Origin of the sequence: Variovorax sp. RTB1, from assembly GCF_035018765.1 — a bacterium.
Taxonomy (GTDB): Bacteria; Pseudomonadota; Gammaproteobacteria; order Burkholderiales; family Burkholderiaceae_C; genus Variovorax.
In genome coordinates this window covers 1-10,107 of the sequence record NZ_JASJXG010000086.1, presented here as the reverse complement: position 1 = coordinate 10,107, position 10,107 = coordinate 1, and the positions used below count along the sequence as shown (strand labels likewise).

Below are 10,107 nucleotides of genomic sequence, written 5' to 3'. Positions count from 1 at the left end.
ATGGTCGGTTTTGGGTTGAAGTCATGAGCTGTGGCCTTTTGGAGAGCATCAAGCCTTCAACTTTAGAAGGATCTGCATGCGAAAGTTTCGCAGCGCAGACACGATCACGCACCGCCTGAAGCAAAAAAACCCGCCCGGCGCAAACGCACCGGGCGGGTTTTTTAAACGCCAAGCTCAATCGTGCAGCGAAGACAGAAACTGCTTCAGTTCAGGCGTCTGCGGGTTGCTGAACAGCTCGGTCGGCGGACCCATCTCGTGCACCTTGCCCTGATGCATGAAGATCAACCGGTCGCTCACCTTGCGGGCAAAACTCATCTCGTGCGTGACCATCAGCAAGGTCATGCCTTCGTCGGCCAGCGACTCCACTACGCGCAGCACTTCGCCGACCAGTTCGGGGTCGAGTGCCGACGTAATCTCGTCGCACAGCAGCACTGCCGGCTCCATCGCCAGCGCGCGCGCGATGGCCACGCGCTGTTGCTGGCCACCCGACAGCTGATCGGGCATGGCGTCGAACTTTTCTGCCAGGCCTACGCGGGCCAGCAGCTTCTTGGCTTGCGCCGTCGCCTCGGCGGTCGTCCGCTTCTTGACCAGCGTGGGCGCCAGCATGACGTTCTTGCCGACTGTCAGATGCGGGAACAGGTTGAAGCTCTGAAAGATCATGCCGACGTGCTGACGCAGCTCGCGCATGGCCATCGCGCTCTCGTGCAACAAGGGCTTGCCATCGACACTGAGCGCGCCCTCCTGGAACACTTCGAGCCCGTTGATGCAGCGCAGCAGCGTGCTCTTGCCGGAGCCGCTCTTGCCGATGACGGCGATGACTTCACCACGCTTCACTGTGAGGTCGATGCCCTTCAACACCTCGTTGGAGCCATAAGACTTTCGAAGGGCGGTGATCTGGACGATGGGCCCGCCGAGGGCGGTGCGCGCAGCGGCGGCCGGGGCTTCAACGACGGTGGACATTGATCTTCCTTTCGAGGTGCTTGGCATACAAGCTGATCGGGAAACACAGTGCGAAATACAGCAGCGCGACGCAGGCGAACACCACGAACGGCTGGAAGGTGGCGTTTGAAATCATGCTGCCGGCCTTGGTGAGTTCGACGAAGCCGATCACCGAAGCGAGCGCCGTGCCTTTGACCACCTGAACGAGAAAGCCCACGGTGGGCGCCGTGGCGATGGTGATCGCTTGCGGCAGGATGACGTGGCGCATCTGCTCGTCGAAGCTGAGCGCCAGGCTGCCGGATGCTTCCCATTGGCCCTTGGGAATCGAGGCCACGCAACCACGCCAGATCTCAGTGAGATAGGCGCTGGTGTAGAGCGTGAGCGCCACGGTGGCAGCGGTCCAGGCCGACACATCGACGCCCAGCAGCGCGATGCCAAAGTAAGCGAGGAACAACTGCATCAGCAGCGGTGTGCCCTGGAACAGCTGAACGTAAACGCTGATCGCACGGTCGAGCCATTTGCCGGCACGCAGGCGCAACAGCAGCAGGAACGCGCCCACCAGGCCACCACCGACGAAGGCGATCAACGACAGCGCGACGGTCCAGCGCAGCGCCAGCAGGAGGTTGCGCAGGATGTCCCAGAGGGTGAATTCGGTCATGGTGCTTTTTCTGCGCTCAGCGACCGAAGAGCCAGCGCGGGCCGGCCCAGTCGAGGAGGCGCCGCAGAGCCACGGACAACGCGACGTAGATGAGCGTGGCAACGATGAATGCTTCGAAAGCGCGGAAGTTGCGGCTCTGGATCAGGTTCGCCGCATAACTCAGCTCTTCGACCGATATCTGGCCGCACACCGAGGAGCCGAGCATGACGATGATGATCTGGCTCACCATCGACGGCCAGACCTTCTTAAGCGCCGGAGGCAGTACCACGCGCAAGAAGACCTGCGCCTTGTTGAGCGCGAGGCTCACCGCCGCTTCGATCTGGCCCTTGGGCGTGGCCTCGATGCCGGCGCGAATGATCTCGGTCGAATAAGCACCGAGGTTGGCAACCATCGCGATGATCGATGCCACCTCCGGCGACAGCTTGACGCCCGCCGCCGGCAAGCCGAAGAAGATGAAGAACAGCTGCACGATGAACGGCGTGTTGCGGATCAGCTCCACATACGCGCCGACCACCCAGCGCAGCCAGGCCGGTCCGCTGGAACGTGCCCATGCACAGGCCACGCCGACGACCATACCGATGAGCGTGGCGATGGCCGTCAGGCCGATCGTCCACGTGATCCCCTTGGCAAGCAAACGCCAGTCGACGAGGATGGCGCCGAAGTCGAATTCCATGCGGGTGGCCGGTGCGCGTGATCAGACCGGCAGGTCGCCGATGCCCTTGCCGAGCCACTTCTTCGACATGGCGTCGAGCGTGCCGTCCTTCTTTGCGGCGGCGATGATCTCGTTGACCTTCAGCTTGAGCGCGTCTTCGCCCTTGGCGATGCCGACAAAGCACGGGCTGTCTTTCAGCAAGAGCTTGTACTCGGCGTTGATCTTGGGGTTCTTGCGGATCATCTCGGCCGCGACCGCGCCGCTCATGGCGATGGTTTGCGTCTGCCCGGCGACGAAGGCGGCGACAGTGGCGTTGTTGTCTTCGAAGCGGCGGTAGTCGACGTTCGCCGGTGCCACCTTGTTCAGTTCCTGGTCTTCCATCGCGCCGCGCGTCACCGCCACGGTCTTGCCGGCCATTTCCTTGAAGTCGGTCAGCTTCACGCTCTTCGACGCGAACACGCCCTGGAAGAACGGCGCGTAGGCCGACGAGAAGTCCATCACCTTTTCGCGCTCGGCATTCTTGCCCAGCGTAGAGATCACCAGATCCGCCTTCTTGGTCTGCAGGTAGGGTATGCGGTTGGCGCTGGTCACCGGCACCAGCTCGAGCTTGACACCCATCTTGGCGGCGATGAGCCGCGCCGTGTCGATGTCCAGTCCCTGCGGCGCCATGTCGGTGCCGACGAAGCCGTAAGGCGGGTAGTCGGTGGGAATCGCCACCTTCAGCGTCTTGGACTTCATCACGTTGTCTAGGACGTTTTGCGCCTGCACGCCGCCGGCGGCAAACAGGGAAGCTGCGGCGATCGCGAGTATGAAGTGGCGTTTCGAGAAATTGGACGGCATGGCAGGGCTCCTGAATAAGTCGACGGTTCGTCGTTGTATGCAACATCGGTGCCAGCGCGTGTGCGGCAGTCCGGCCGCCTGGCCCCGAAAGAGCCGTGCCGCGGTGCCGAATGCGGGTCGCCAAGGTGACGCCATCGGGGCATCCCCGATGCGGCGAATCCACCCGCGGGCGTAGGCTGCCGGCTTCCCGGGCCTGACCTGAACCGACTTAATTTTTCGACTGAGAAACACATGGATCGCCCGCACTACAAATTCTGGCCGCAGCGCCTGCCTCATTCGATCACCGTGCCCGCGACCTCGCTGTGGCACAACCTTGCGACTTCCGCCGCGCGGTTCCCGGACAAGGCGGCGCTGGTGTTTTTTGGCAGCGTGATCACGTACCGCGAGTTCGCGGCGCAGGTCGATCGGCTCGCTGGAACGCTGCATGCGCTGGGTGTTAGGCGCGGTGACCGCGTGGTACTGGACATGCAGAACTGCCCGCAGCTGGTGATCTCGCACTTCGCGATCCTCCGAGCCAATGCGGTGGTGGTGCCGGTCAATCCGATGAACCGTGCCGAGGAGCTCAAGCACTACATCACCGACCCCGATGCCAAGGTCGCGATCACCACCGGCGACCTGGCACCGGAGTTGGCCAAGGCCAGCAACGCGCTGGACGCGAAGGACCGCCTGGCGCACATGATCGTCACGCATTTCACCGACACCTTCGATGCCGAAGTCAGCGGCGACGAGGCGCCTGCGCCGGCTTGGCGCGACTGGCTGCTCACCCGCCATCCGCTACCCGAACTCGCCAACGGAAAGACCATGACGTGGACCGACGCGTTGAGCGCCGGCCATGCACCGCCGGAGCATGTAGTCGGCGCCAACGACATGGCATTGCTGCCCTACACCAGCGGCACCACAGGCTTGCCCAAGGGGTGCATCCACAACCACTCGAGCCTGAATCACAACGCCTTCGCCGGCCAGTTGTGGGGTCTGGGTTCGGCCGAGGCGATCGTACTGGCCGTGGTGCCGATGTTCCACATCACCGGCACGGTCAGCATGATGCACACGTCGATCCTCTTCGGCGGCACGCTGGTCATCATGCCGCGCTGGGATCGTGAAGTGGCGGGGCGGCTCATCTCGCGCTGGAAGGTCTCGAGCTGGACCAACATCCCGACGATGGTGATCGACCTGATGGCCAGCCCGAATTTCGCAAGCTACGACCTCACCAGCCTGACCTACATCGGTGGCGGCGGCGCGGCGATGCCGCAGGCGGTGGCGCAGCGGCTGCTGGAGCAGTTCGGCCTGAAGTACCAGGAAGGCTATGGCCTGACAGAGACAGCGGCGCCGTCGCATGCCAATCCGTTCGAGCATCCGAAGCAGCAGTGTCTCGGCATCCCGTACATGAGCACCGATTCGCGCGTCATCGACCCCGACACGCTCAAGGAGTTGGGCGTGGGTGAGTCGGGCGAAATCATCACGCACGGGCCCGAGGTGTTCCAGGGCTACTGGAAGCGGCCGGATGCCACGGCGGCGGCGTTCATCGAGTTCGAGGGCAAGCGCTTCTTTCGCACTGGCGACATGGGCCGTGTCGACGAAGACGGCTACTTCTTCATGACCGACAGATTGAAGCGAATGATCAACGCGAGCGGCTTCAAGGTGTGGCCAGCCGAGGTCGAGTTGCTGATGTTCCGCAACCCCGCCATCCAGGAGGCGTGCGTCATTTCGATGAAGGACGACTACCGCGGCGAATCGGTCAAGGCGATGGTGGTGCTGCGCCCGACGCACGAAGACACGACCGAGCAGCAGATCATCGACTGGTGCCGCGAGAACATGGCGGTCTACAAGATCCCGCGCAAGGTGCAGTTCGTCGATGCGTTGCCCAAGAGCGGCAGCGGCAAGGTGATGTGGCGGTTGCTGCAGGAAGCCGAGTCGAAAGTCGACTGAGGGACGTCGAGTGGCTGCAACGCAGCGTCAGGGTTTGCGCCCGCCCGGCGGCACGAACTTCCTCAACATCGTCTGGCCCAGCGGCGTGATCGCCGTGACAGTGGCGATGGGTTGCACGTAGCCATCGAGCGTGCGGACCGGCGCCGGAATGGTCGCCTTGATATGCCCCGCCATCACCAGAATGCGTACGGCATCGACGTTTCGGCCGCCTTCGATGTTGCAGGGCAGAGTGGCGGCGGCGAGCCGGTGAAGGAGCGTGATGGGCATGCTTTGATGAATCGTCGCTTACCACCCAGCACCGAGCACATGCTCGGGCGGCAGAAGAGGGCGGACTCATTCACGGGATGATACGCAGTGGTTGTGCGCGCACCGGCGGCTTGTGCCAGAGTGCTCTAACGGTGCCTGCCGGTGACTACTGGCTTGAGCGATACCAGCGCGACCGGCCCCGTGCGGGCTTGTCCTACGCGGCGGGTCACCGACCTTGGGCTACAACCACTCCTGCTAATTCAACGGAGACCTCATGAGCTTTTTACGGCCGATGGCGCAGGGGGCAGATGCGCTGCGACTGCGCTTCGCTGAGGTGAGGGCGCACAGCGTCGGGCTGGCGGCGCCCCTGTCTCCTGAAGACCAGTGCATCCAGTCGATGCCCGATGCGAGCCCCACCAAGTGGCATCTCGCGCACACGACATGGTTCTTCGAGACGGTGCTGCTTCAAATGCATTCGACCGGCTACCAGCCGTTCGATGCGCGCTTTCATTTCCTTTTCAACTCGTACTACGAGGCACTGGGGCCGCGTCACCCACGCCCACATCGCGGCTTGCTGACCCGTCCGTCGATCGACGAAGTGCATGCCTATCGTCAGTATGTCGATGCATCCGTGATGGCGTTGCTCGAGGGTGCCGACAACGCGTTGTGGGAAACGATCGAACCAATCGTCGTGCTCGGGCTGCATCACGAGCAGCAGCATCAGGAGCTGCTCGTTACCGACATATTGCACGCGCTGTCCCGCAACCCTTTGCTGCCTGCGTATCGGCCGGCCAATGGTCCGGCGCTGCGCCTTGCTTCGGTTGCTGCGCCGGCGCGTTGGTTGCGGCAGGAAGGCGGCGTGGTGGAGGTCGGCTTCCAGCCGAGTGACGAAGGCAATGACTTCGCATTCGACAACGAGACGCCGCGTCACTCCGTGCTTCTGCGCCCGTTCGAGATCGCAGACCGTCTGGTGACTTGCGGCGACTACGCGCAATTCATTGCCGATGGCGGTTACCAGCGGCCAGACCTCTGGCTGTCGGATGGTTGGGCGGCGGTCAAGGCAAACGACTTGCGGGCGCCTGCGTATTGGCTATCGCCGGACGATCCACGCATCGCGCAACATGGTGCGAGCACCGCTGGCTGGCAGGTGTTCGGACTGAACGGTGTGCGGCCGATGGAGCCGGAAGCACCGGTGTCGCAACTGAGCTTTTATGAAGCGTCCGCCTATGCGGAATGGGCCGGTGCGCGATTGCCGACCGAGTTCGAATGGGAGGCTGCAATCGACACCCCTGGCATGGCGCAAGCCACTGGCCACGTCTGGCAATGGACGCGCTCTTCTTACGACCCGTATCCCGGCTTTCGCCCGCTACCTGGCATCGCCGCCGAATACAACGGCAAGTTCATGGTCGGCCAATTGATATTGCGTGGCGGCAGCGTGGCGACCCCGCAGGGCCATACCCGCCCGAGTTATCGCAACTTTTTTCCGCCGGCAGCCCGCTGGCAATTTACCGGCGTGCGCTTGGCGCGCGACATCTGAAATGAGAAATCCAGTCGTCAATCTCGACATGCCGCGCGCCCGTGTTCGGACCACCACCACGGTCGAGCCGTCAGAGTTCGCCCGCGACCTGATGGCGGGCCTCGCGCGCACGCCGCGCAATGTGCCGCCCAAGTATTTCTACGATGCTGCGGGTTCGGCCTTGTTCGACGGCATTTGCGAACTGCCCGAGTACTACCCGACGCGCACCGAGCTGCGCATCCTTGCCGAGCGTGCGCCCGAGATTGCAGCGCAGATCGGGCCTCGCGCCGAGCTCGTGGAATTCGGCGCCGGTTCGCTTACCAAGGTGCGCTTGCTGTTCGACGCATTCAATGCCGAAGACGCGCCGCGGCGTTACCTGCCGATCGATATCTCGGGCGAACATCTGGAGGGGGCAGCCGAGCGGCTGCGTGCCGACTATCCGGAGCTGGTCGTGCAACCGATCGTCGCCGACTACACGATGCCGCTGGTGTTGCCGGCGACAGGCGCCGGCGTCGGTCAGCGCGTCGGCTTTTTCCCCGGCTCGACCATTGGCAACTTTCATCCCGAAGAAGCGCTGTCGTTCATGCAACTCGCAGCGCGTTTGTTGCGCGGCGGCGGCATGCTGGTTGGCGTCGATCTGGTGAAGGAGCCTTCTCGGTTGCACGCGGCGTACAACGACGCGCAGGGCGTGACTGCGGCCTTCAATTTGAATCTGCTGCTCCGGGCCAATCGCGAACTGGGTGCCGACTTCGACCTCGATGCGTTCGGCCATTACGCGTTCTACAACCCGCTGCTGCAGCGCATCGAGATGCATCTTGTGAGCCGGCGCGCGCAGACCGTGAACATCGGCGGCGAGCGCTTCGACTTCTTCGAAGGCGAGAGCATCCATACCGAGAATTCGCACAAGTTCACCGTCGAAGGCTTCCGTGCGCTGGCCGTGCGCGCCGGCTTTCGACCCGGCCCGGTGTGGACCGACGAGGCGCGCCTGTTCAGCGTCCACTGGCTCCACGCGCCGGCTGCACAATAGACGCTCTCCTGGAGATATGAAATGAAAGCAACCTGGAACGGCGCCACCATCGCCGAAAGCGACGACACCGTGGTTGTCGAAGGCAACCACTACTTTCCGTTGAGTTCGCTCAACCGCGAACACGTGACCTTCAGCAACCACAAGACAACCTGTCCCTGGAAGGGCATGGCGAGCTATTACTCATTGCTGGTCAAGGGTGAAATGAACGCCGACGCTGCCTGGTACTACCCCGACCCGAAGCCCGCAGCAGATGAAATCAAGGACCGAGTTGCCTTCTGGAAGGGCGTCAAGGTCGCCGCGTGAGCCCAATGGCCGATCCGCCATCCGCTTATTCATCCACTTCGCCACCATTTTCACCACCTTTCAACTCGCCGGCTGAAACGCCATCGTTGCTGCGGGAACAGGGTTATGCCTTGCTCAGCCCGAGTGGCGTCGCCGAGTGGCTCGGCGAGCCGCTGGCACAGCTCGAGGCTCTCCACGAAGACTGGAGCGACTTGCCGCCCGACGAATACCTGAAAGACGGCGGCCGCTATCGGCAACGCCGCCATGCGTGTTTCACCGTCGACGCCGAAGCGGTCGATCAGGTGCCGCATCGTGCCCACTGGCAGCCGGTCGAATACAACGCGTTGCACGGCGGCATGCGGCGGTGGTTCAAGCCGATGCTCGCCGGCACGATCGCGCAGCCTGTGTGGACGCACCTGATGCGCGGTCTCGCGCGACTGGCCAGCGGGCTCCGGGGTGATCAACGCTGGTCCCTCGAGGCGCATCAGTTCCGCATCGACACGGCCGGCGGCATCGGCAGGCCGACACCCGAGGGCGCGCACCGTGACGGCGTCGATCTGGTGGCGGTGGCGTTCGTCGGGCGGCACAATGTCAAGGGTGGCGAGACGCGCGTGTTCGAGGCGAACGGTCGCCGCGGGGAACGCTTTACGATGACCGAGCCGTGGAGTCTTTTGTTGCTCGACGATGCCCGCGTGATTCATGAGTCGACTCCGATCCAGCCGATCGACGAGACGGCGCCGGGCTTTCGGGATACGCTCGTGGTCACGTGCCGCGCCCACGGTTTTCAGGGCGACTGAACGTCGTCGCAAGACAAAAGGAGGTCCGCATGTTCAATCACATCCTGGTTCCCATCGACGGCTCCGAAACGTCGATGCACGCGGTCAGCAAAGCGAGCGGGCTCGCGCTGGCTTTTGGCAGTCGCATCACGCTGATCCACGTGATCGACAACTATCCGTTCATCGGTATCGGCGCCGACTACGCGCTGGGCCAGAACGAATATCTCGCTGCCGCCACGAGCAGTGCCAATGCGGCGCTGGCACGCGGCGTGGCATCGCTGGCGGCTGAAGGGCTGCACAGCGATCAGCGCGTGATCGACGGGCACGTGGTGCACGAAGGCATCGTCGACACTGCCAACGGCATCGGTGCCGACCTGATCGTCATGGGCTCGCATGGGCGTGCGGGCATCGAGAAGTTGCTGCTCGGCAGCGTGACACAACGCGTGCTACAGGACGCGCGGATGCCGGTGCTGGTCGTGAAGGGCGAATAGAGCGGCTCTTTTTGGTTGAAGGCGTTTGCCTTCCTCGGCGTCGCTCAGGGTGTTCGACCCGAGCCGGTGCGCGCCTCGAATGGCGCGACGCTCTCGAAACGTATTGTTTGCCGCGTCACCGGATGCACCAACGCCAGCACCGTCGCGTGCAGCATGAGCCGCGTTGCGAGTTGCCTGACCGCTTCGCTCGCATACAGCGCATCGCCGACGATTGCGTGCCCGATCGACGCGAGATGCACGCGCAGCTGGTGAGTGCGACCCGTCAGCGGCTCCAGCAAAACATGGGTCGCCATCCGCTCTTGCGCGCGCTGAAGCGTCATCGGCCCGAGCGCCCGCCAGCGCGTCACGCTCGGCTTTCCTGCCGCATCGATCTTCTGCGATGGCCGACGCGGCCAGTCGGCCATCAGTGGCGCGTCGATGGTGGCCCACTCTTCTGAGATGGGCAACACACCATCGACGATCGCTTCGTAGCGCTTGTGCACTTCGCGCCTCGCGAATGCATCGCCAAGCGCCCGCTGCATATCGATGCCGCGTGCCATCACGACCAGTCCACTCGTTGACATGTCGAGCCGGTGCACGACGAGCGCATCCGCCCAGCGTTGCTGTGCTCGTGCGCTCAGGCAGTCCTGCTTGTCTTCGCCACGGCCGGGTACGCAGAGGAGCCCGGCGGGCTTGTCGAATACCAGCAGGTGCGCGTCTTCGTGAATCAGGTGGAGGTCGGTCATTGGGCGCGGCGTGTCGACGAGTGTAGAAG

12 protein-coding genes are annotated in these 10,107 nt (G+C 63.5%); 6 read left to right on the top strand and 6 right to left on the bottom strand.

Annotation, left to right across the window (positions count from 1 at the left end; genetic code table 11):
- Positions 1–174 precede the first annotated feature (174 nt).
- From QN397_RS25910 to QN397_RS25895, 4 genes are read right to left on the bottom strand one after another with little or no spacing between them, the layout of a single operon-like run.
- Entirely contained in the window at positions 175–960 is a 786-nt protein-coding gene (locus tag QN397_RS25910) for an amino acid ABC transporter ATP-binding protein (protein WP_323499294.1), read from the bottom strand.
- Positions 944–1,597, bottom strand: coding sequence for an amino acid ABC transporter permease (locus QN397_RS25905; protein WP_323499293.1), 654 nt, complete (start codon positions 1,595–1,597; stop codon positions 944–946). The genes QN397_RS25910 and QN397_RS25905 overlap by 17 nt, the downstream gene beginning before the upstream one ends.
- Before the next feature lie 16 nt (positions 1,598–1,613).
- On the bottom strand, positions 1,614–2,270 hold the full coding sequence (locus tag QN397_RS25900; protein ID WP_323499292.1) for an amino acid ABC transporter permease: 657 nt from the start codon (positions 2,268–2,270) through the stop codon (positions 1,614–1,616).
- Positions 2,271–2,291: 21 nt separating this feature from the next.
- Complete coding sequence (locus tag QN397_RS25895) at positions 2,292–3,089, bottom strand: transporter substrate-binding domain-containing protein (protein ID WP_323499291.1); 798 nt, start codon at positions 3,087–3,089, stop codon at positions 2,292–2,294.
- Between the two features lie 231 nt (positions 3,090–3,320).
- Between QN397_RS25895 and QN397_RS25890 the strand changes: the two genes are divergently transcribed.
- Positions 3,321–5,015 carry a long-chain fatty acid--CoA ligase gene (locus QN397_RS25890; RefSeq protein ID WP_323499290.1) on the top strand — a complete coding sequence of 565 codons (1,695 nt, stop codon included), beginning with the start codon at positions 3,321–3,323 and terminating at the stop codon, positions 5,013–5,015.
- Between the two features lie 27 nt (positions 5,016–5,042).
- Here QN397_RS25890 and QN397_RS25885 read toward each other — a convergent pair whose 3' ends face one another.
- Entirely contained in the window at positions 5,043–5,282 is a 240-nt protein-coding gene (locus QN397_RS25885; protein ID WP_187051203.1) for a hypothetical protein, read from the bottom strand.
- A gap of 253 nt (positions 5,283–5,535) precedes the next feature.
- Between QN397_RS25885 and egtB the strand changes: the two genes are divergently transcribed.
- From egtB to QN397_RS25860, 5 genes are read left to right on the top strand one after another with little or no spacing between them, the layout of a single operon-like run.
- Positions 5,536–6,798 carry an ergothioneine biosynthesis protein EgtB gene (gene egtB / locus QN397_RS25880; RefSeq protein ID WP_323499289.1) on the top strand — a complete coding sequence of 421 codons (1,263 nt, stop codon included), beginning with the start codon at positions 5,536–5,538 and terminating at the stop codon, positions 6,796–6,798.
- A gap of 28 nt (positions 6,799–6,826) precedes the next feature.
- Positions 6,827–7,804: an L-histidine N(alpha)-methyltransferase gene (gene egtD, locus QN397_RS25875; RefSeq protein WP_323499310.1), complete on the top strand. Its 978-nt coding sequence runs from the start codon at positions 6,827–6,829 to the stop codon at positions 7,802–7,804.
- A gap of 21 nt (positions 7,805–7,825) precedes the next feature.
- On the top strand, positions 7,826–8,107 hold the full coding sequence (locus QN397_RS25870) for a DUF427 domain-containing protein (protein ID WP_187051206.1): 282 nt from the start codon (positions 7,826–7,828) through the stop codon (positions 8,105–8,107).
- Between the two features lie 5 nt (positions 8,108–8,112).
- Complete coding sequence (locus tag QN397_RS25865; RefSeq protein WP_323499309.1) at positions 8,113–8,883, top strand: 2OG-Fe dioxygenase family protein; 771 nt, start codon at positions 8,113–8,115, stop codon at positions 8,881–8,883.
- A 29-nt stretch (positions 8,884–8,912) separates the two neighbouring features.
- On the top strand, positions 8,913–9,353 hold the full coding sequence (locus QN397_RS25860; protein ID WP_323499288.1) for a universal stress protein: 441 nt from the start codon (positions 8,913–8,915) through the stop codon (positions 9,351–9,353).
- A gap of 44 nt (positions 9,354–9,397) precedes the next feature.
- Here QN397_RS25860 and QN397_RS25855 read toward each other — a convergent pair whose 3' ends face one another.
- Entirely contained in the window at positions 9,398–10,078 is a 681-nt protein-coding gene (locus tag QN397_RS25855; RefSeq protein WP_323499308.1) for an RluA family pseudouridine synthase, read from the bottom strand.
- Between the last annotated feature and the right edge of the window lie 29 nt (positions 10,079–10,107).